This is a genomic window from Labrenzia sp. THAF82 (assembly GCF_009363435.1).
Classification (GTDB): domain Bacteria; phylum Pseudomonadota; class Alphaproteobacteria; order Rhizobiales; family Stappiaceae; genus Roseibium; species Roseibium porphyridii.
This window is the reverse complement of the sequence record NZ_CP045354.1, coordinates 5,993,943-6,015,285: the sequence shown is the minus strand read 5'-3', so window position 1 is coordinate 6,015,285 and position 21,343 is coordinate 5,993,943. Positions and strand designations below refer to the sequence as shown.

Genomic DNA, 21,343 nt, shown 5'->3' with positions numbered 1-21,343 from the left:
CAATCGAAAGCTTGGGCGATCCATTCACCCGCTAACGATTGTCCTGGAACAGGCACTTGTTTCCGGTGCCGAAGACATGAAAAAGGCGGGCCGAAGCCCGCCTTCTGAAACTCAAATTGATGACCGTCAAGCTGGCCGGTGCGCGTCGTATTGGCCGCGTTCGCGAAACCGGTCGAGGTAAGTTGGCAGCACCGAGGCAAGTGTTGCCGGCGTGATGCCAAGGCCTTCAAGCGTCCGCCCGTCGGATTTTGCGGTTTCGGAGACCACATTGTCGGTTTTCAGAAGTTCTACCTGGTCTGCCGTAAGGGGGGCATAGGGGAACAGTTGAAAGATCTTGCCCATCGCGGATGCGACCGGGAACGGGATTGGCAACAGCAGGCGGGAGCGGCGTGTGACGCTCAGCATGTCTTCAAGGCAGGCCTTGAAGCTCTTGATTTCCGGCCCGCCAAGCTCATAGACGGTACCAGGGTTGAGCTGACCATCGACAGCGCGCGCCACAGCCTCGGCGACATCGCACACATATACAGGCTGGAAATTGGTTTCACCGCCGCCAATAAGAGGCAGGCTTGGCGAGAAGCGGGCCATATCCGCAAACTTGTTGAAGAAGTCGTCTTCCGGTCCGAAGACGATCGAAGGGCGCAAAATGACACTTTCCGGCAGCGTCTCCAGGACGCCGGCTTCTCCGGCTGCCTTTGAGCGGGCATAGGCGGAGCTGCTGTCCGGATCTGCTCCGATTGCCGAAATATGTGTCACGCTTGAAAGGCCGGCTCCGCGAGCAGCTTCAGCGATTGCTCTCGGACCGAAAGCCTGAACCGCATCAAATGACTGCTTTCCGGATGGAGCCAGTATGCCGACTGCGTTCACGACGGCATCCGCACCGAGAACAGCACGTTCGACTGACCAGCGGTAACGAAGGTTTGCCTGGATGGGCATGATCTGGCCGGGTGCACCGAGGGGCTGCAGATGGGTCGCCAGGTCCGGACGTCGCACGGCTGCGCGGACACGATAGCCCCGCTTGGCAAGGGCCTGGACAATATGACGGCCTAGAAAACCGGAGCCACCGAAAATCGTGACGAGTTTGCCGTTAAGTGGTGTGGACATTGTGAAAATGCCTTCTGTCGCGTCCAAAAGGTTTGACTGATCCGCCATCAAGCAGGTCCGTCTTCCAGTGTCTTAGCCCTTTGCAGAGCGTGTGTGAAGGGCTGGCTTGGAATGAGGAAAAATAGTCGCGCAATAATGATTGACAAGCCCAGGTCCGGCGCTTACAAGCCCCCCCACAGCCCAGGTGGCGGAACTGGTAGACGCGCTAGCTTCAGGTGCTAGTGCCCTAACGGGCGTGGAGGTTCGAGTCCTCTCCTGGGCACCAAAATCCGATCTCAGACAATCCAGTTCAGTCTGATTTCTCCGAAAAAGCTCCGGTTTTCCGGGGCTTTTTTCGTTTTGGGTTATCTTTTGAAACTCCAGTTCTGCGAGTGCGCTGCCAGACCGAAGCTTCATCTAGCGGTTTAGGATGGGGTCGAGATAAATTCCCGGCACAAACCCGGTCATTCCATAGTGGTCGATCTGACACCAGACGCCGCCGAGCAGTTCGCGTTTCCCCTCCGGTGATGCATTTTCGAAAGTCAGCGGGACGATCTCGGGCGAGCAGTTGAGAACAAGCACTTCGCTGGCTGATCGCGCAAGACTTCCAACAGTCTCTGCAGAACGGCTTCCTTGCGCGCGAACGACGAGGCGCATCCCGTTTGGAACATTTCGAAGTTTGTAGGCTGGTCCCCAGATGCCAAATCCTGGCAAGTCACCGGTGTCGGCCGGGTCGGGCTCATTTGCGGAAACCGTTTGTAGTCCCGTCAGGAAAACGGCAGCTGCGGCTAGGACACGGAAAAATGGGCTTCTTGTGCTCATGTGTTGCATTCCTTCCAACCGGCTGTCAGCGCGCCAGACCGGCCTGGCGCGCGTTGTTCAGGGCGGCCAGGCATTGAGGTGCTGACGCTGGAGCGAGCGTTTCAACGCCATGGGTCTTCAAGAGATCAGCAAAAGCTGAAAGATCGCCTGGGAAACCGACACGAACAGCGATCACCAATGCGTTGCCCAGCAATATGCAGGGGTCTCCGGCGCTTGAAGGGCTGGTTGGCTGAGGCGGAGGTGCCGGGTTGGCAGCCTGTCCGTCCGGATTGAACTCAGGTATGAAATCAGAAGGGTCTATGCCTATTTCGCGTCCGCCTGCGATCATTGTCGCAGGGTCCTCGCCGCCAAAGCCCGGCGCGCCAGACTGGGCAATGGCGGCCCAGGGGCGATTGTCATTGGCAATAAGCCCGCTGGACATCAGATCAGCCAAGATGAGTGCGCATTGAACGGGTTGTGCACTGGAAACGCTGACCAAACCTTGCGCGGTCAAAAGCGCCAGAACCTGTTCTCGTTCGGCCCGCGAACCACCACGCAGCAAAGGGCTGATCAAGGGTTGCAATATGCTGCAGGACTGAGCCAGCAAGCCTTGCGGATCGGATTGGTGCTGGGAAGACTGGTTCGTTGTTGTTGTGGGCTGTGGTGTCGGGCGCGGTGCGGACACCGTGCTGGGACGCACTTGTTGACTGGCCACTGGTCCAGGAGGAGGTGGTGGTGCGGCTGGACCCAGTCTGGCCTGTTCTTCGACCAGAACCCAGAGCCCGGCATCCTGGGAAATCAGGTCGAGCGCTTTTTGACAGGCAGCCTGATCAGCGGTCGGTTCCGTGCTCTTGACCGCCGAAATTACGTAAATGCTGCGCATATCTTGGATTTGCTTGGTTCCGGCGCGGCTGTTGATCTCCTTGGTCAGCCGGTCCAGCTCGGAACATGCATTGAAACTGGACCCGGCAGGCGAAGGTGTTGCTGGTGCCGGGCGGCCAGACTGTTGAACTTCTGGCAAGGACCGTGCAGCAAGGTCGAGACGTATTGTCATCGCTGCGAGCTGGTTGTTGCCCTTAAGCTCGAGTGTGGCTGTCTGAGCGCCGAGTCCGTTGAAGGTAACGGTGACGGCCATCGGCATGCCGCCCCAACTGCCAAAGCCGCCGGTCCAGGGTCCGGCGTCATTGCCGCTTAAGGGAATTGGGCCGGGCGTAACTTCCTGTGGCAGCGTCAGTGTTGCTGTCGATGGACCGGTCTTTTGCACCCTGACCTCACCATTGGCATCAACAGGCGTGGGTTGTGTGCGGCCTGCCGCCGTGACAGAGCCTGAGCCGCCGGTGACACCGTAGACGTAGCTGCCGATTGCAGCTCCGCTGCTCATGAGTCCGGGCGCAACGACAGGACTGTTTGAAATGTGCTGCATATCCACCCAGCCGTTCAGCCCGGCAAGCACTATCACGCACATCGTGCCTTCACACTGGTTTGTGACCTGAATTCCGCAGGTTCCAACACCGATGCCTCCAAGGACCGGACTGTTGGTGGAGGCACTGTCATAAACCCGGAGAGATTGCCCGTTCGGGGCCGAAGTTACACAGGTGTCGTCAGACGCCTTGGCAGGCAGGAGTGCGAAGGACAGCACGACCAGGCTGATGAGAAGACGCAACATGGGCTCAGGTCCTGTCTTGCTGAGGAGGAACGGCAAGTTCAAGGGCATCTAGCGAAGGATCCTTTGAGACTTCCTTCATTTCGGCCGCATCGAGTTCGAACATTTGAGACGGTTTCAGTTTGTTGAGGCCTGCAACAAAATTCCATGGAATGGATGCGACACGGGTGTTGTAGGCCTGGACATTGCCGTTGTAGATCCGCCTTGCAGCGGCCACCTGATCTTCTGTCTCTTCAAGCTGTTTCTGCAATACGAGCAGGTTTTCGTTGGCGGTTATTTCAGGGTTGTCTTCCGTGTAGGCAATGAACTGCCCAAGCGCCTGACTTAAACCGGCTTCAGCCTTGGCAATATCCGCCTGTTTGTCGCTTGCCAATGCTTCGAGAGCAGCAGATCGCGCCGTGACGATCTTGTCGATGATTGCCTGCTCGTGGCCGATCGCCGTCTTGGCAGCCTGAACCAGATTGGGCACAAGTGCGTGCCGTCGCTTGAGCTGAACCGTTATTCCGGACCAGGCTTCATCCACACGGAACTTGGCCGACATAAGCGTATTGTAGCAAAGGACATAAGTTCCAATGACCACGCCAACCAATAAGATCAATATCATGAAAAACGACATATGCTGGGTCACTCCGCGTAGCGTTTGAAGGAGGTCGACGCTGCCGCAAATGCAGCGACGATTTCCTTGACGAAGGATTGAAGTACTGTGTCATCCAGACTTTGCAGGTTGTGAAAACCGCCGAAATAGACGGTATCGCGATCCACGATGACACGTGCTGCGAAACGGTCCGCGAGCTCCAGCAGCGTGGTTTGAAATGCGGGTGTCAGCACTTGCAGCACGTTGACGGAAATCTGATCCAGATCCCCATCGTCCGCCCGGGATGTCACTCTGATGTTGAAGGTGTCGTTAAACGCCACGCTTTCCGTCTTCAGGTCACGGTCGAATGGTCCGACAGCTCCGAGCGATTCCGGCATCAGCACGATCCGAATACCCGTATCCCGATCCAGCTTGTATGCCGCAATCATCATCACGACGTTGCCCTGTGCACCTGCATTTGCCAATTTGGTGGTCTGTTTGGGCCCGCCAAAAAAAGCAGCTGACGAAAAAGCGCCAAGACCGAGCCACAAAGGCGTGCCGCTTTCCGACCGGCCCCACATTTCACTTTCAATGTTCAGCGGAATCGACCCGCCAATTCGCAGTTTGAAAAGTTCGGGAATCTTTTGCCGTATGTCGCGCAATCGGCTGGCCGGTATTTCCGGGCGAAACCGAAATCCGAGATGCTCACCTGTTTTCCAAAGGCGCTCTAGTCGATCTTCGGTAGCGCCGGTGAAGTGGTTGATTGCAAATCCGCCGGCCATGCCGAATGTCACGAGCGCTATGCCGTAAGGCAAAAGACTGTCGCCGAGAAAAGCGAGAATGAAACCCGGGAAAGCCAGAAAGAAAAGCGGAAGTTCCAGTTTTTTGAAGGATGCCGGAAGCTTCGAGGGTTCTCGCTCTGGTCTTTGCCTGAATTCCGGTGCTACCGCGCCTTCTATCGGATCCCAGAATGCGTCCTGCCCACTCATGGGAAGGTCACATTGATGGTCTGTTCTGATGCTGGGCTGACCGTTATTGACTGAAAGACCGGCTCTCGTTTGCTGCCGTCCCATGCCTCGGCGCGAACGGAGTATTGTCCAGGCAGAAGAAAAAGCGCTCCGCCGCCAAGCACCATCTTAACATACGCCTCATTTTCAGTTTTTTCCCCCTGAAAGACGTTCAGCCGGGAATCGTGTGCTTTCAGCTCGGAACCGTCAGCATTGAAGGCACGCAGAGTGACTTTCGACGTTTGGGCGATCACTTCGGCCTGTGCCGTTTCTCCGGTAACCACATCCAGTTCAACGCTGCCGGGCGACATCTTTTCAAGGCGTGTGATAATGAGCTTCGCCTTGTATTGGCCACTTGGAACGACCGCTTCCATCGCCTGGGTATAGGCCGTGAACTGTTCACCCGTGATTTTGTTTTCAACCTGCCAGAGGAAATCCGTATCCGAGAGACCAAGATCCTGGTTGGCCATCACCGCATAGAGATCGATCTTGCCGGCTCCAAGCGATAGGTTGACTTCTGTCAGCTCGCTGTCGGTCACCGTGATGTCCGCAACCGCTGAACTGCCTTTGTCCGTTCGGGCTGCGAGACGATAGGCGCCAGGTTCCAGTCGTTCACTGATGTCAGGGCGGGTGGTCAGGCGAATTTCTTCCCCGCCGCCGGCGGGCGTTGCCGACCAGTAGACACGAATACCGTCAGCATCGGTTAACGGGGCCGAACCTTCCTCCAGGCTGACCGTCGCTTTGATGTTTTTAGCAAGCGAGGGCGCTGGTTCAGGAGCCGGGGCAGGAGCTGGCGAAAGCGAAACTGTTTGCTGAAGAGCATCGGCCAGATCACCCTCATTGTCCGCCTGCAGATAGAGGCCACCCGTATTTTCCGCAAGGCACGCGACCTGGCGGCCTTCTTCCTCGTTCAGTCCGAAGCCGATCACGTGTGTCGTAAAGTTGATCCCAAGTGCTTCCAGCTCGTTCGCGACAGCACATGGGTCTGCTTCACAGGTTTCAATCCCGTCTGTCACCAGAATGACGGTGGCTTTGTCTTCTTGAAACTGAAGTTCCCGTGCGGCGCGGCGCACGGCTTCGGTCAGAGGCGTTTTGCCCTTTGGCTTGAGTGCAGCCACAGATGCAACAAGTTTGCTCGACTGCGTCGAGGCAGGCCCGACCGGGACCAGGGTTTCAATGTCGCTGCAGTCGCCCTTGCGGTTATGTCCATAGGCAATCAATCCAACCTCAAGTGCTGGCGGCAGCTGTCCGACGACGCGCGCCAGCGTGTCACGTGCCGTCACGATCTTGGGGGTGCCACTTATTTGTCCCCACATGGAACCCGACCCGTCAAAGACGATCATCGCCCTGCCGGGATCAGTATCCTGAGCCTGTGGCGCTTGCAGCGTGAAAAATGGGCAACACAGTAAAAAAGCAAACCTTGAAATAAAACGCATCGCAATCTGTCCTGAAGTCTCAAAGGAACTCAGGAGAGCACGTGTCCCGGAGCGGAAACAGCTATGGATTTTGATAGGGTGGGTTGTTTACGTCAGTCGAGAAAACGGACCCAGTCTCGCCAGTGACTGAACGGGAGACTGTGGCCGGCATTTTCGACAAGAGAGACCTGCGCTTCAATGCGCTCGGCAAAGGCCAGAATGCGTTCCGGGCGTATCGACCGATTTTGTGTTCCGTGAATAAAATGAATGGGAACATCCGTTGGTTTGATCAGCTTCTCCCAATCAGAAGCAACAAACCGGCAATCGTTGATGAAGCTGTCCGAGCCGCGTTCGACATGAAACAGGTGACCTTGCCAGAAAAGGTCCAGCAAATGCGGATCGTTGCACGCCTCGAGATCCGCCTGTGCACCTCCAAAAACGGTTTGCGCAAAGCCGCCCGGCCCATCGCGTTTCAACCGTTTGTCACCCAGTTTTGCCATGTAGCTCAAAAGCGGCACTGAGACACGCGGCAACAAGGCAAACAGTTTTTGCTGCGGCGGTGCTCCGGAAAAGTCCTGAAAGCTCCGCATGGGGGGTTGAGCGGAAATGCAAATAAGTTGCGCTACACGGTCCCGGAGATGGGGAAGACAGACCAGTGCGAAAATAGCGCCAACGTCAAAAGCAACCAGCTGGACCTGTTCAAGATCCAGCTGGTCCAGCCAGTCGCATATGTCATGCGCGTAACGAGCGGGATCATGAAGCAGAATTCCGTGACCGTCGCTCTGACCGTGCCAGGGGCGGGCAGGGGAAAGCAGACGGATACCGTTTTCGGAAAAATATCTGTTTGTGGTGTTCGGCAGCCTGTTGCCGCAAAGACAGCCGTGGAGAAAGACAACGGCTTTACCGGTCGTGTCTCCCTGCTCCAGATAGTCGATCTTGCGCCCGTCCCGAAGTCTGAGCTCCGCGCGCGTGTGGTCTGCCGATGTGGTCTGAGGTTTTCGCCGTTGTGCAGAATTGGCGATGGCTCTGGCAACTGCAACAAGCTCCCCGCTGCCCCGTGAGCGGGTTTTCGTGATCATCGATTTGATTTGCTGGCGAACTGTTTCGACCGATCGATCGCGTGCCTCCGCAATCTCGGCTGGCGTATGTCCGCTGACCAGCATGGACAGGACATCGGTTTCTGATTGTGTGAGACCATAAAGGCTCTGCATGGCCAGGCTCGCGCCCTGTTGCCAGACACGTTCAACGCCCGTTAGTAACCAGATTTTGCCGTTGTGTGGATCTTCTTCAGCGGACAAGACCAACAGAACCTGCTTGCCTGTAGCAGCGTGTGGGACGCGAACAATCGGCCAGTCCTCGGCTCGGCCCGAAACAGCTTCGTTGAGATGACCCAATGCGTCGCCATCGATATCCAGTTCTTCAAGTGATCGACCGGCAGTAATTTGCAGAATTCGTTCGGCGGTTTCATTGGCCTGCAGAACCGTAAGATCCCGTCCCAGCCTGATCACCGGCCGGTCATAGTCTTCTGCAGGTTTCTGCAGGCTCGACAGCAGCTTCTCCGCAGTTTCGAAATGCGCTTCGATATCGCGTTTTCTGCGCAAAAGCTCGCGGTGTGCACTCCTGTTCGTAATGCTGCTTTCCGCGAGTGTGATCAGTTCATCGAAGCGATCCTGGTCAAGTACGGCTTCATAGACATTGGCAATCATGTCATCCAGTCGGGAAGGTGTTTCGCCGTTCTTGTTATCTTTCAAGGCTTTTCAATGCTCCGTACTGGACAATTACTTGTGTTTCCCGAGAGCGAATCGAAAACCGCACCGACGCCCGTTCCATGTTTCGCTCGTGCATACCCAATATTGGTCATGCCCTAAGGGAAGTAAGTTGTTACGTAGATTCGACAAGGTCAATGTCAGGAGGGTCGAGCAAGACCATGGGAGCATTTGCACGGATCGAAAGCGCGTTTGAGCCTCTCACGCAGCGGGAATGCGAATGCCTGATTGAACTGGCCTCTGGTGAACGTCCGCAACGCATTGCATCCACCCTTGGTATCGCTCCGATTACCGTGGAATTTCATATCCGAAACGCGCGGCGTAAACTTGGTGCGAAAACCCGGGAACACGCCATCGCGATTGCTTTGACAAACAATCTTCTCGCGTCTTAGCACTGCGTTTTCCTGCGAACGGATCTTCACTTGTTCCAGTAAGAGCCTTCCTTGCGGCCGATATGCCTGATCATCACGTCAATGGCTTCATCTGTTTTTTCGTTTTCCAGAAGCGACGCGATTTCAACGTGTTCCGCGAAGGACTTTTCCATGTGTTCAGGATGATTGCCCAACTTGTTCCTTAAACAGGCCATCTTCGCCGCGATTGTCTGATAGGCGTCGTTCAGGAATTGGTTTTTTGCGTGATCGAATAGCCTTTGGTGGAACTCCGTATCCAGGCCGAGATAGTCGCGTTCGTCGCCCTTCTTTCGGGCCCTGGTCATCTTCTTGGTGATTTCCTTCAGGCTTTTCGCAAGTCCTTTCGGATCCCGTTCCATTGCCTTTTTCAAGGCGGCTGTTTCCAGGCTTACACGCACATCGCAAATATCAAGCAATGAACATCGGTCGAGCGTGAAAACGAATGTTCCCCGTTGCGGTTCCGTGTGTACCAGTCCTTCCAGTTCCAGTCTGGCAAAGGCCTCCCTGACCGGTGTTCTGCTTACTCCGAGTTCCTTTGCAATCTTCGTTTCCGACAGGGCTTCGCCCATGTCCCGCTCACCGCTGATGATTTGAGCACGCAGCACGTCAGAGACCTGTTCGGCAAACGATTTCGGTCGCTCGATTTTCAACATGACACCATGAAACCTCCGGTTGGAGACGGCTTATAGACCGGATTCGTGACTGGCGCACAGTATTTTTGTCATTGACATACTGTATGCCAGTATGCCAGTACTCCGAAAATCGGAGGCCACGTCGGATCGGCACTCCACACTTGGGAGGAACCTGATGGCGCAATTCGAACGCGTCCTGATAGCCGTGAACCGTTTCCTGGTCGCAAGCTCGCTGGCGATTGTGTTTTTGATCGTGATTGCCAATGTCATCGGCCGCTATCTGTTCGGATCTTCCCTCGCGTGGGGCGAGGAAGTTGCGCGCTTTCTGATGATTTTCGGTGTTTTTGCCGGTGCCGGACTGGCTCTGAGAAGTGGCCGGCTGGTCGAGATCGATCTGTTTGTTGCGCTGCTGCCAAAGGCGGTGCGGTTGACGATCCGGTGGTGTGCCGTCGTTGTCATGGCAGCCTTTATGGGTCTCGTTCTTTGGTTTGGAATTCAGTTTGTCGAGTTCGGCTGGAACAAGGAAACCATGGCGACCGGTATCTCGCGCGGTATTCCCTATCTTGCCATTCCGTTCGGATCATTCCTGTTCCTGTGCCACCTGGTGCTGACATGCCGGAAATTCGTTGCCGGAGACTTTGAAACCGACACTCATCTTGATGAGGTCGACGTTCAATCATGATGGCAAAAACCCTCATCATATTGTTCTTCGCCACCCTTGTGCTCGGGATGCCGGTCGTTTTCACAATGGGTGTCGCCTCGACAGTTGCAATCCTGGTGGATGGAGCGCTGAACCCGCTGCTCATTCCGCAGCGATTGTTTGGCGGCATCAATTCCTTCCCCTTGATGGCCGTGCCGTTTTTCATTCTCGCGTCGGAACTCATGACGGCCTGTGGCCTGACGGCGGCCTTGCTGCGGTTCGCCAACGATCTCGTCGGTCACATTCGGGGTGGCTTGGGCCATGTGAACGTGCTGGTTTCCATGCTCTTTGCCGGTATCTCCGGTTCCGCATTGGCCGATGCTGCCGGTCCCTCGGCAATTGTCATGCGCATGATGCGCAATGCAGGCTACGAGCCCAACTATGCCGGTGCTCTGTCCGCGGCCACGGCAACCATCGGGCCGATCATTCCGCCTTCGATCCTGATGGTCATTTACGCGATCTCAGACAATCGCGTTACGGTCGCTGGGCTGTTCATGGCAGGCATCGTTCCCGGTCTTCTCATGGGCTTGGCGCTGGCCGCAGCCAATCATTACGTGTCGGTGAAGAAAGGTTACCGCGGACGCGAGAAGAGAGCGTCCGGTTCCGAGGTCACCAGAAGTGCCCTGGCTGCTGGTCCGGCAATGCTGATGCCTCTGATCATTCTCGGTGGCATTTTGGGTGGCGTCTTCACACCGACAGAAGCAGGAGCGGTCGCAACCGCCTATGCATTGCTGCTTGGTCTGGCAATGCGCACTTTGAATGGGTCAAAGCTTTACACCGTGCTTGTAAGGGCCAGTGTAACCACGTCGTCCGTGCTTTTGATTGTCGCCATGGCATCCGTCTTTGGATGGCTGCTGACATATTTGCAGATACCGCAAAGCCTGGCTGCACTCATATCTGGCGCAACGACGGATCGTTTGACGGTTCTGTTCCTGCTTGCCGGTTTTGCCCTTGTTTGCGGCCTCTTCATCGACACGCTGCCAGCTCTCATCATTCTCACCCCGGTTCTGGGGCCTATCGCACTGCAGTTCGGCATCGATCCCTTGCAGTTCGCGATGATGCTCGTGCTCAACCTGACCATAGGCATGATCACGCCTCCGGTCGGACCGGTTCTCTTCGTCATCGCGACGGTTGGCCGCCTCAAAATCGAGGGCCTGTCGCGCGCTGTTCTGCCGCTCCTTGCCGCAGAAATTCTGGTTCTGTTGCTCGTCATTCTCGTGCCGAACATCAGCACCGCTTTACCTCGCTTTTTCGGATTTTCGAATTAGCAACCCGGGAGGAAACCTATGAAACGGACTTCAAGATTATTGGGTGCCACAGCGGCACTCGCCATCATCGCCGCGGCAGGTGCCGCCCAGGCAAAGGAGCTGAAATACGCTCACTTTCAGGCGGCTGACATGTCGTCGCCCAAACATGCTGCTGCGCTCGCATTTGAAACCTGCGTTGAAGGCAAGACGTCCGGAAGCATCGATGTTCAGGTGTTTCCAGCCTCGCAGCTCGGTGACGGGGGGCAGGTCATAGAGGGCCTTCAGCTCGGAGCAATCCAGATGGGCGTCGTCCACGATGGTCCGATTTCTGCGGTCTACAAACCCTTTGCCGTATTCGCAATGCCGTACCTCTTTGACGATCAGGCTATGGCCTGGTCGATCGTGGACGGGGCATTTGGCGAGGAACTGTTCGATGACATGCGCAGCCAGACCGGCATTCGTGTTCTTGGTCTGGCGGACAACGGCGTCCGCAACTTTACCAACTCAAAAGTCCCGGTAGCTGAGCCCGATGACATGAAGGGTCTGAAGATGCGCGTCATGACAGCGCCTGTCTGGACCAAACTCGTGGAATCGCTGGGTGCTTCTGCAACGCCTGTTCCCTGGCCGGAATTGCCTGGCGCCCTGCAGCAAGGTGTTGTTGATGGCCAGGAAAACGGCGTTACCAACATCGTCAATGCGTCGCTCTATCAGCACCAGAAGTATGTGTCGCTCGATGGTCACGTTTTCTCCTGGCACGCTTACATGATCAACGATGCCTTCTATGAAGGGCTTACCGATGCCGAAAGGCAGGCCGTCAATGAATGCGTCGAAATCTCGAAAGTCATACATCGAGGCATGACGGCTGCACAGGATGCCAATGCAGCAACAATCCTGGGTGAGAAAGGCCTCGAGGTCGTGCCGGTCAGTCCGGAACAGAAGGCGAAGTTTCGTGAACTGGCGCAGCCGGCAGTGCGCGAATACATCGTTGGCGAGATCGGCGAAGACTGGCCGAACAAGCTCGACGCCGCAGTAGCTGACTACAGGGGTCAGTGATATGCGGGCGGAGGCTGTTTCCCTAGAAGCGACACCCTTTGCGGCAGTGCTTGAGCCTGGGTACGCGGACTATAAGCTGGAACAAGAAGCCATTGAGCCGTTCGGTGCAAAGGTACTTCCGGTTTCACCCAATCAGGACGCGGTCTCCGCCTTGTCCAAAAAGAACGTCTTTGCGGTGCTCATAAGAGAGCGCCGCATCGACCCCGCGCTTTATGACGATTTTCCAAGCCTGAAGCTGATCCTGCGTTACGGCGTCGGGGTTGACAATGTGAACCTGAAGAAAGCCACGGAACGTGGCATTTACATAGCCAACATCCCCGATTACGGCGCTGAGAACGAAGTCAGCGACCACGCGCTCGCTCTTTATCTTGCCGTCGCAAGACGGATCGTCACGCGAGACGCTGAGGTCAGAAAAGGGCTTTGGGGCATCGGCCAGAAACATCCCGTGCCGGGCCACCGCGGGGCAACGCTGGGGTTGATCGGTTTTGGGCGCATCGCCCGCGCTGCATGCCAACGCTTCAGGGCCCTTGGCTTTTCTCGGGTCATCGTAAGTGACCCGAACCTCGATGAAGCGACGCGACAGGATTGGGACGTTGAACGTCATGATCCCGACAGCCTTTGCCGTGAAGCCGATGTGGTCAGTCTGCATACGCCTTTGACGCCTGATACACGCAACATCATCGATGCAAAACGCATTGCCATGATGAAACCCCAGACAATTCTTCTGAATGTATCGCGTGGGGGCCTGATTGATGAAAACGCTCTCGCAGAAGCCTTGCATGCAAGGCGCATTTTCGGCGCCGGCATAGACGTTTTTCAGGTCGAACCGCCTTCTGCGGACAACCCGTTGCTTGGCGCACCGAACGCCGTGCTCAGCGATCATTGTGGCTGGTATTCGGAAGCGTCCGTCAGCGAGCTTCAAAGGCGTGCAGGTGCAGAACTGGCGCGTGTACTTCGAGGACTTCCCCCCAATAACTGGGTCAATCCGTGGTGAGCAAAGGGCCGCCATCCAAGAACTTACCGTTTCAGGACGGTTCAACAGGAGTGTCTGTAATGGAACTTAAAGACTTGATTGAAGGTTTCCGCGAAACCGCGACCGCCTCGGTCGCTGATGCGGTGGACAAGGTGACTGGACGCAAGGGATACCTGGACGGCGCTATAAAGCCCCGCATCAATGACAAGAAAATTGTCGGTCCCGCAGTCACTGTGCTGGAAGGACCAACCGATGAGTTTGTCCCACCACAGCATGCGCTTGATGCGATTGACGATTCCGCGCCCGGATCGATCATCGTCATATCTATTGCAAGCGACGCAAATGTTGCCGTTTGGGGTGGACTGATGACCGCAGGAGCTGTGGCCAACAAACACGAAGGTGCCGTGCTTGACGGTGCGGTTCGGGACATCACGGAAATTCGCCGTGACTACGATTTTCCGGTCTTTGCGCGTGCAACGTCGCCAGGAACGACGCTCGGACGTCACAAAACCCTGGCCGCCAATGAACCGGTTCCTGTGGGTGATGTGATCGTCCATCCCGGTGACATTGTGGTCGGGGACATTGATGGCGTTGTCGTTGTGCCAATTGGAAAGGCCGAGGAAGTGCTTGAAATGGCACGAGAAATCGATGTTCGCGAAGCCGAGCAGGCCAAATTGATCATGCAGGCAGGCTCCTTGCGTGAAGGCTTGGCGAAATACGGCCGGATCTGACCGGAAATCAAAACGGAGGACACGCGAAATGAGACAGCTGAAATCGACTATCGCGGCATTGGCGGTGACAGCTCTGGGTGCTGGAGGGGCCTTCGCAGAGGGCGCTCCCGATCTGGAAGTGATCGCAGAATGGAACAAGCTGCCTTACAAGGTCGTTTCTGAAGATGTGCAATCTGCATGGGAAAACAGCGACATCTTCGGCAAGGCCCTCATCCAGGGAGCCAAGCTCGACAGCGACGGCAATATATATGTTTCAACAGCGCGTTGGGCCGGGCCTGAGATGCCTGCGACCTTATCCAGGTTGGTGAAGGAAGGCGACCAATGGGTTCTGGAGCCCTATCCGTCGGAGGACATGAACGCTGTCGGCAATCCGTCCGGGCTTAAAGCTGTACTTGGCTTTGAAATCGATCGAAACGATGTGATGTGGATACTCGATCAGGGCCATATGGCAGGCAAGATGGCCGAAGGTGATGCGAAGCTGGTTCTTTGGGACATCAAGGCTGGCGAAGAAGTTGGTAGGTACGTCTTTTCTGCCGACGAAGCCGATCCAAAGTGTTCGTTTCTGAACGACATCGCGGTCGATAACGACACCGGATTTGCCTATATCACGGACAGTGGGATTTTCTGTAATCCCCTGCACGGCGGACTGATTGCCTACGATAGCAATTCAAATACCGCCAGACGGCTGCTGGACCAGCACAAATTCACCAACGATGAGCCGCATTTCTTTTTCAACATCAATGACCGTCAGGTTTTGAAGAACGGCGGTATGAAAACCGGTGCCGACGGAATTGCTCTGTCCGGTGACAAGGGAACGCTGTACTGGACCAATCTTACGGGCAATACTCTTTACAGCCTCGATACCGACCTGTTGCGCGATTTCGACACCAGCGAGACGGTTCTTGAAAATGCGGTTCGCGTGGAGACCAGTTTGCCGTCGAACACGGACGGCATGACAGCGGATCGGGACGGGAACGTCTATATGACGGCGCTCTCGCTCGATGGATTGATGAAACTCGATGGCAAGACCGGCCAATTGTCCAGGTTTGCTCACCATCCCGAAATGAACTGGCCGGACACACTCGCTTGGGGTCCTGATGGCGCCCTTTACGTTGTTTCCAACCATCTTCACGTTTGGGTGGATGGCGACATGAATTTCGAGGACCCGCAGATCCCGAACTTCAGGATTTGGCGAATCCCAGGCGTTGGGCAAAGCTACACGGCTGAATAATTGTTCCCACACGGTCGCGAGCGTGTGCTCGCGGCCGATTTTCCCGACAAAGAGTACCAATCATGCAACCTGACATCATTTGCCTGGGGGAACCCATGCTCGAATTCAACGAGCAAACTGATGGCCGATATCTGAAGGGGCACGGTGGGGACACCTCCAACGCCGCTATCGCTGCCGCGCGGCAAAATGCGTCCGTCGGCTACCTGACTCAGCTGGGTAAGGATGCCTTTGGCAAGGAATTTCTGGAGCTTTGGCAAAGTGAGGGTGTCGACACCTGTCACGTGAAACAGCGTGGGGACGCGCGTACCGGGATTTATTTTGTCAGCCATGACGAGCGCGGACATTCTTTCACCTATATGCGAAAGGGATCAGCTGCCAGCTTGATGTCGCCTTCGGACCTTCCTCTGGAGTATATTTCCGGAGCGCGCATTTTACATGTGTCGGGGATCAGTCAGGCGATTTCCGCAACAGCGGCAGATACTGTTTTTGCAGCCATGGAAATTTGCCGGAAGGCTGGTGGCTGGGTTTCATACGATACCAATCTCAGGCTCAACCTGTGGCCTCTGGAAAGGGCGCGTGCGGTCACCCACGCCGCCATGGCAAGAGCACATATTGCACTTCCCGGATTGGAAGATGCAGTGCAACTGACCGGTCTTACGGATCCTGACGCGATTGCCGATTTCTATTTGAATCTTGGATGTGAAATCGTTGCCTTGACGCTCGGCAAGGAGGGAACACTCATTGCGCTGCCCAACGAACGACGTCGTGTGCCCGGGTTGCCGGTCAAGCCGGTTGACGCGACCGCAGCCGGCGATACGTTTGACGGAGCCTTTCTTGCGGAAATGGCGGCGGGACGGGATCCATACGAGGCTGCAAGATACGCGAATGCCGCAGCGGCCTTGTCAACGCAAGGCTTTGGCGCAGTTGCTCCAATGCCCAAAAGACAGGACGTGGAAAAGTTCATGAACGAAGGTAGAGCCGCATGAAACGAGCCTTGGTTACCGGTGGCACCAGCGGTATCGGCTTTGGCGTCGCTCAGGAACTGATCAACAGCGGATGGCAAGTGACGGCAACGGGTGTGTCCGACCACGAGGTTGCCCAATGTCCTCAAATCGAACATCTCACCGCCGTCAGGTTGGATGTGACAGACGACCTGTCGGTATCGAACTGCATCGCTGGACTTGACGGCCTTGACGGTCTCGTCAATTGCGCTGGTGTTTTGATGCGTGGCAAAGAATACGAACTGTCGAATTTCATGACGGTCCTGGACGTCAATCTGACCGGCACGATGCGCATGTGCCTTGCGGCCAAGCCAATCTTGGAAAAGTCGGGCGGAGCGATCGTCAACACGGCATCAATGCTCAGCTATTTCGGCGGGGCCCTGGTTCCGGCCTATTCCGCATCCAAAGGCGGAGTTGCGCAGCTTACCAAGGCACTTGCCGCCAATTGGGCAGCCGATGGTGTTCGTGTCAATGCGGTTGCCCCCGGCTGGATCGAGACTGGTATGACAGAAGGACTTCGGGAGGATGTCAGCCGAGAAGGAACCATCCTCGCCCGGACGCCAATGGATAGATGGGGCCAACCGCGAGAGGTTGGTGCGCTCGTCGCCTGGCTATTGAGCGAAAAAGCAAGTTTTGTCACCGGATCGGTCTATCCGGTCGATGGCGGCTATTCAGCCGTCTGAAGTCATTGAAACCGGATACTATTGGGAGAGAAGCCATGCCGGTCACCGAGAAGGATGAAAATCCTCGAATTCCTTATCAGCTTCCATTCCCGAAAGATGCCCAGGCGGAAATCGTCGTGCCGAGTGCCATTCCCGATGACGAGCGCGTTTGGGTCCCGCAGACCGCAAACGTCTGGTTCCGGCCCTTGTGCCTGAACCGGAGCCAAGGCTACTGGGTCAATTTGCTAAGGGTGCGGAAATCCGGAGTTCTTTCAAGGCACCGCCATCCAAATCCTGTGCATGGATATGTTTTGAAGGGCCGTTGGCATTATCTCGAACATGACTGGGTCGCCCAGGAGGGCGGCTATGTCTACGAACCGCCGGGCGAAACACATACTCTGGTCGTTCCTGATGACGTCGATGAGATGATCACTTTGTTCCAGGTAAACGGCATCATGTATTACGTCGATCCATACGGAAAACATCTCGGCTATGAGGACGTATTCACCAAGATCGACATGTGCCGGAAGCACTATCAGTCTGTCGGGCTTGGTGCGGACTATGTGGATCAGTTCCTGCGATAAGTTACGCAACGACAAGTAGTGATGCTGGATGAAAGACTTCGGAGCGGCAAGTTTGACACGCTCCGGGCCGGACATCGGCAGTCTTCAGGTTGTCCGACAAAGGAAAATGAGCTTTGATGATGCTTTGAGCAGACACGCGTCTTGATCGCCCGGTTTTCGGCGTGAACGCAGTTTGGTGAAGGTGAGCAGATGAAACTCAGAATTCCGGCGGGCTTAGTATTGTTGTTTACGCTCGCAGTTGGCCAGATCTGGGTTCAACAGGCACAAGCGGCTGCGGACAGGATCGCGGTCGTTGTCGGAAACACCAAATACGACACATCCCCCCTGGCGAATGCATCAAATGACGCGGCGCTTGTTGCCGAAGTCCTCGCGCAGGCGGGTTTTGAGGTCAATCTGTTTTTTGACCTCAAGAAAGATGAATTCACCACCCTCATTGAGGAAATGGACAAAACTTTTGACGGCGCTCAGATTGGTGTTTTCTATTTTGCCGGTCATGGCTTTCAGGTGGATGGCCAGAACAAGCTGCTGTCCGTCGATGTGGATACGTCTTCTGCGGAATCGGTAAATCTGAAAGCGGTTCAATTGCGTGATGTCATTGACGCGGCATCGACCGGGAAAGGTGGCGGACTGCGTTTGATCATTATCGACGCTTGCCGCGACGACCCGTTTTCCGGGTTGGATCCGCGTTTTCAGGCAGGACTGTCCTATTCAGAAGCGGGTGGTGAGGAAACGTTGCTGGCATTTTCCACCAGTGCTGGAAAACTCGCCTTTGATGGTCCCGCAGGTGGTAACGGACCTTACGCGATTGCTTTGAGCCGGGCGTTCGAATCTCCGGGAATCTCGCTCTTTTCCGCATTTCGCCGCGTTCGCCAGCAGGTGAGGGTCTCAACCGAAGGATTGCAGATCCCTTGGGTCATCGGGTCTGTCGAGCGAGAGCATGTGCTGAGGGGGAATTCGGGATCTGCGACACCTGAACCCCAGGTCGAGGCCGGAGACTATGATCTCGACACTGTTCTTTGGTATTTTCTGAGTAAATACGGAACCGAAGACGAGCTTGAGCGCTTCGTCCGATCCTTCCCGTCCAGTCGGCATATTTCGGCGGTGCGGACCCTCATGCGCAATTTGGACACAGGCGAAAGACAAGTCGCAGAGGCATCGCGCAGCGTGAGCGTGCGTACGGCTGCAATCAACCAGCAGGATGTCATTGAACGAGCCAGACAAAAGCGTCAGGAGCGTCTGGCATTTCAGCCTCAGACAAATATTCCCGCAGAACTGTTCAGACTGTGGCCCGAAGACCTGCCGAATGCTGCAGGAGGTTTGAGAGATATCGTGACAGCCTGCGATCTCCTGGCTGCCCATCCCGCAGACCCGCAACGTGTTGCCCCCTCGATCCGCGACGGACTGATCAACATTCGAGATGCCGTCATTTTATGCGGTTTTGCACTCGTGGAAGACCCAGGGAACCCTAGGCTGCAGTTCCAGCTGGGGCGTGTTCTTGATGTCGCCAAACGGTTTGAATGGGCCAAGGCCTTTTACAAGCTCGCTGCGGATCAGAACTACTCGGCTGCTCTGACAAATCTGGGCTACATGTACTATTCAGGCCGCGGTTCCGATGTGAATTATGAGGAGGCCCGCCGGTACTATCTGAGGGCGGCCAGTCTGGGCAACCTTCGTGCACGAACCAATGTCGGCACCCTTTATATCAAGGGTCGTGGTGTCGCCCAGCAACCGGCCGAAGGCATACTCTGGTATCGCCTGGCTTCCGCCATGGGATGGGTCAACGCACAAAACGCCTTGGCGGACCTCTATCGGAAGGGGATCGGGGTCGAAAAGAACTATGACGCCTCCGCTGCGCTCTACCGGCTTGCAGCCGAAAACGGTCAGCGTGAGGCCATGAACAGTTTGGGCCGAAGTTATCTCTCAGGCTGGGGTGTCGAAAAAGATCGCACGACCGCACATCTTTGGCTGATGCGGGCGATTGACGCCGGGGACCGTTTCTCACCTTATTTTCTCGCCCGGGATCTGATGGGTCAAAAACCCGATGCAGCAGGAAAAGAGAAGATCCTCGAGCTTCTCAATTTGTCTGCTGATCGGGGCTTCGGTCAGGCTTACTTCGAGCTGGGTCGGGTCCATGAGGAAGGTGCTCTTGTTTCGCAGGACCCGCTGGAAGCCTTCTTCTTCTATCGGATCGCTGATCTGAAGAAATACAAAAAAGCAGCAGAAGAAGTCGAACGATTGAAGGCGTTGCTCAGTTCGGACGACATTGCCAAGGTCGAAGAACGCATCGAGCAGCGACTTCAGCTGAACGGCCTCTGACCTATGGACGCTGTGTGTATTGAAGATCAGACGGCAAGGTTCCAAAAAGCGGCCGACTTTCTTAATGCCGGTAACAGTGCGTACTTGGATGCCCGCAGGAACCCGGCCTCGGGCAAGAAAGCAGCGCTTGATTTGGTTGCAGCGGCTGCAGGTGAAATTGGTTCACGTGTCGGTGGGCAATCGTTACAGGGTTTCGGTGAGTGGCTTTTGAAGGATGCCGGTAAAGTCAGAATCTCAACTCTGAATGCGGCATCATTGGCCTGTATACAGGCAGAAACCTGGGACCTTGCCAAGCGGCTTGCGAACGCGGTGAACAGTGTTGACCATCACGACTTGCTCGCTCAGCGCTTGCATGATGCAGCCGCAATCAAAAGCAGTGACCTGTCGCTCCCGGTTGATGATTGGCTTAAGGACAAATTCTGCAAAGCACCGTTTGAACAGATTGAAACGCGAGCGAACGAGACGGTTCACTTTTGCTGCTCGGCGTGGCAACCGGTTCCGATTGGAAAACTTGACCAGAAACCGGAGCGTGTCTGGAACTCGGACGCAGCAAAAGAAATCAGACGCTCGATCCTCGACGGAGACTACTCCTACTGCAGTCGCTGGCATTGCCCGATGATAAGTGGTCGCAGGCTGCGCAAGCTTGAGCAAATGGGCGCTTCTTCAGAGGTCATGACAATTGCCAAAGGACGAAACGCGCCTGAAAAACCGGATACGTTTTCTCTGAAGCAAACACCGAACCGAGCGATCCTGTCTCACGACAGGAGTTGCAACCTGTCCTGTCCAAGTTGCCGGACAAAGGTCATCCAGATCAATCGTAAACAGTCGGCAGATCTCGATAGTCTGATCAACAAAGACTATGCCGATTTCCTGTCGGCGGCCTCAAGGATCAAGGTGACAGGGTCTGGTGATCCATTCGCCAGCCGGCATTTTCTCAATTTCCTGAAGCATTTCACGGCGACCAATACCCGCGCGCAGAGGCTTCAATTGCACACCAATGGCCTCCTGCTTGATGAGGCCACGTGGAATAGACTGGACCTCTGGGGCCATGTCGAAAGCATCTGGATTTCGGCCGACGCCGCCGACGCTGAAACCTATTCTGTCGTCAGGCGTGGTGGAACCTTCGAGCGTCTTTTGAGTAATTTGCGCTTTCTCGGCAATATGCGGCGTGCAGGCGCCTTCTCTAAGCTGCGGCTGGATTTTGTTGTCCAGAAACAGAATTTCCGTGAAGTTCCCGCATTTGCAAGCCTGGCGCAACATGTTGGCGCCAATGGTGTCTATTTCCTGCGATTACGCAATTGGGGCACGTTCACACAGCAGGAATTTGAAGATCAGAATGTCTGCGATCCCAGCCACCCCGACCATCCGGAACTACTTTCGGTTCTAGCGGACCAAAGGCTGAGAAGCCCGCTGGTTGAGCTCGGGTCCTTGCAGCCCTTTGTTCGCGATGCCCTGGACAAACAGCACAAGTCCGCGTGCTGACGATCAACAAATTGG

Annotated in this window: 20 protein-coding genes and 1 tRNA gene; 13 read left to right on the top strand and 8 right to left on the bottom strand. The window is 55.7% G+C overall.

What is annotated here, in order from left to right; all coding sequences use genetic code 11:
• Window positions 1-126: 126 nt before the first annotated feature.
• Window positions 127-1,101, bottom strand: a complete 975-nt coding sequence (locus FIV00_RS27645) for a complex I NDUFA9 subunit family protein (RefSeq protein ID WP_152504484.1) — start codon at window positions 1,099-1,101, stop codon at window positions 127-129.
• 178 nt (window positions 1,102-1,279) lie between these two features.
• Here FIV00_RS27645 and FIV00_RS27640 point away from each other — a divergent pair.
• A tRNA-Leu gene (locus tag FIV00_RS27640) sits at window positions 1,280-1,366 on the top strand.
• 131 nt (window positions 1,367-1,497) lie between these two features.
• On the opposite strand, the gene FIV00_RS27635 is transcribed toward FIV00_RS27640, so the two are convergent.
• From FIV00_RS27635 to FIV00_RS27610, 6 genes are all read right to left on the bottom strand, one after another.
• Window positions 1,498-1,902 carry a hypothetical protein gene (locus FIV00_RS27635; RefSeq protein ID WP_152503717.1) on the bottom strand — a complete coding sequence of 135 codons (405 nt, stop codon included), beginning with the start codon at window positions 1,900-1,902 and terminating at the stop codon, window positions 1,498-1,500.
• A 25-nt stretch (window positions 1,903-1,927) separates the two neighbouring features.
• Complete coding sequence (locus FIV00_RS27630) at window positions 1,928-3,547, bottom strand: hypothetical protein (protein WP_152503716.1); 1,620 nt, start codon at window positions 3,545-3,547, stop codon at window positions 1,928-1,930.
• Between the two features lie 4 nt (window positions 3,548-3,551).
• On the bottom strand, window positions 3,552-4,160 hold the full coding sequence (locus FIV00_RS27625) for a LemA family protein (protein ID WP_152503715.1): 609 nt from the start codon (window positions 4,158-4,160) through the stop codon (window positions 3,552-3,554).
• Between the two features lie 8 nt (window positions 4,161-4,168).
• Complete coding sequence (locus FIV00_RS27620) at window positions 4,169-5,107, bottom strand: hypothetical protein (protein WP_152503714.1); 939 nt, start codon at window positions 5,105-5,107, stop codon at window positions 4,169-4,171.
• Entirely contained in the window at window positions 5,104-6,561 is a 1,458-nt protein-coding gene (locus FIV00_RS27615; RefSeq protein ID WP_152503713.1) for a VWA domain-containing protein, read from the bottom strand. The genes FIV00_RS27620 and FIV00_RS27615 overlap by 4 nt, the downstream gene beginning before the upstream one ends.
• Before the next feature lie 92 nt (window positions 6,562-6,653).
• On the bottom strand, window positions 6,654-8,291 hold the full coding sequence (locus tag FIV00_RS27610; protein WP_152503712.1) for an alpha/beta fold hydrolase: 1,638 nt from the start codon (window positions 8,289-8,291) through the stop codon (window positions 6,654-6,656).
• Window positions 8,292-8,467: 176 nt separating this feature from the next.
• Here FIV00_RS27610 and FIV00_RS27605 point away from each other — a divergent pair, with 176 nt between their 5' ends.
• Complete coding sequence (locus tag FIV00_RS27605; protein WP_152503711.1) at window positions 8,468-8,698, top strand: LuxR family transcriptional regulator; 231 nt, start codon at window positions 8,468-8,470, stop codon at window positions 8,696-8,698.
• 26 nt (window positions 8,699-8,724) lie between these two features.
• Here FIV00_RS27605 and FIV00_RS27600 read toward each other — a convergent pair whose 3' ends face one another.
• The gene (locus tag FIV00_RS27600; RefSeq protein ID WP_152503710.1) at window positions 8,725-9,369 is read right to left on the bottom strand and encodes a GntR family transcriptional regulator; all 645 of its coding nucleotides are present in this window, start codon (window positions 9,367-9,369) and stop codon (window positions 8,725-8,727) included.
• Between the two features lie 154 nt (window positions 9,370-9,523).
• On the opposite strand from FIV00_RS27600, the gene FIV00_RS27595 reads away from it, so the two are divergent.
• The 11 genes from FIV00_RS27595 (at window position 9,524) to FIV00_RS27545 (ending at window position 21,328) form a co-directional block, all read left to right on the top strand.
• Window positions 9,524-10,030 (top strand): TRAP transporter small permease, encoded by a 507-nt coding sequence (locus FIV00_RS27595; RefSeq protein ID WP_173006190.1) that lies wholly within the window; start codon window positions 9,524-9,526, stop codon window positions 10,028-10,030.
• Window positions 10,027-11,316: a TRAP transporter large permease gene (locus tag FIV00_RS27590; protein ID WP_247649297.1), complete on the top strand. Its 1,290-nt coding sequence runs from the start codon at window positions 10,027-10,029 to the stop codon at window positions 11,314-11,316. The genes FIV00_RS27595 and FIV00_RS27590 overlap by 4 nt, the downstream gene beginning before the upstream one ends.
• An 18-nt stretch (window positions 11,317-11,334) precedes the next feature.
• A complete protein-coding gene (locus FIV00_RS27585) occupies window positions 11,335-12,348 on the top strand; it encodes a DctP family TRAP transporter solute-binding subunit (RefSeq protein ID WP_152503708.1) in 1,014 nt (337 codons plus the stop codon).
• Window position 12,349: 1 nt separating this feature from the next.
• Complete coding sequence (locus FIV00_RS27580) at window positions 12,350-13,342, top strand: C-terminal binding protein (RefSeq protein WP_152503707.1); 993 nt, start codon at window positions 12,350-12,352, stop codon at window positions 13,340-13,342.
• 59 nt (window positions 13,343-13,401) lie between these two features.
• Window positions 13,402-14,052, top strand: coding sequence for an RraA family protein (locus tag FIV00_RS27575; RefSeq protein ID WP_152503706.1), 651 nt, complete (start codon window positions 13,402-13,404; stop codon window positions 14,050-14,052).
• Between the two features lie 28 nt (window positions 14,053-14,080).
• Window positions 14,081-15,283, top strand: coding sequence for an L-dopachrome tautomerase-related protein (locus FIV00_RS27570; RefSeq protein ID WP_152503705.1), 1,203 nt, complete (start codon window positions 14,081-14,083; stop codon window positions 15,281-15,283).
• Window positions 15,284-15,378: 95 nt separating this feature from the next.
• Window positions 15,379-16,269: a sugar kinase gene (locus FIV00_RS27565; RefSeq protein WP_247649296.1), complete on the top strand. Its 891-nt coding sequence runs from the start codon at window positions 15,379-15,381 to the stop codon at window positions 16,267-16,269.
• The gene (locus FIV00_RS27560; RefSeq protein ID WP_152503703.1) at window positions 16,266-16,967 is read left to right on the top strand and encodes an SDR family NAD(P)-dependent oxidoreductase; all 702 of its coding nucleotides are present in this window, start codon (window positions 16,266-16,268) and stop codon (window positions 16,965-16,967) included. Before FIV00_RS27565 ends, FIV00_RS27560 begins: the two co-directional genes overlap by 4 nt.
• A gap of 35 nt (window positions 16,968-17,002) precedes the next feature.
• Entirely contained in the window at window positions 17,003-17,530 is a 528-nt protein-coding gene (locus FIV00_RS27555) for a 2,4'-dihydroxyacetophenone dioxygenase family protein (protein ID WP_152503702.1), read from the top strand.
• Between the two features lie 189 nt (window positions 17,531-17,719).
• Complete coding sequence (locus FIV00_RS27550) at window positions 17,720-19,846, top strand: caspase family protein (RefSeq protein WP_152503701.1); 2,127 nt, start codon at window positions 17,720-17,722, stop codon at window positions 19,844-19,846.
• Between the two features lie 3 nt (window positions 19,847-19,849).
• Window positions 19,850-21,328, top strand: a complete 1,479-nt coding sequence (locus tag FIV00_RS27545) for a radical SAM protein (protein WP_152503700.1) — start codon at window positions 19,850-19,852, stop codon at window positions 21,326-21,328.
• Window positions 21,329-21,343 lie beyond the last annotated feature (15 nt).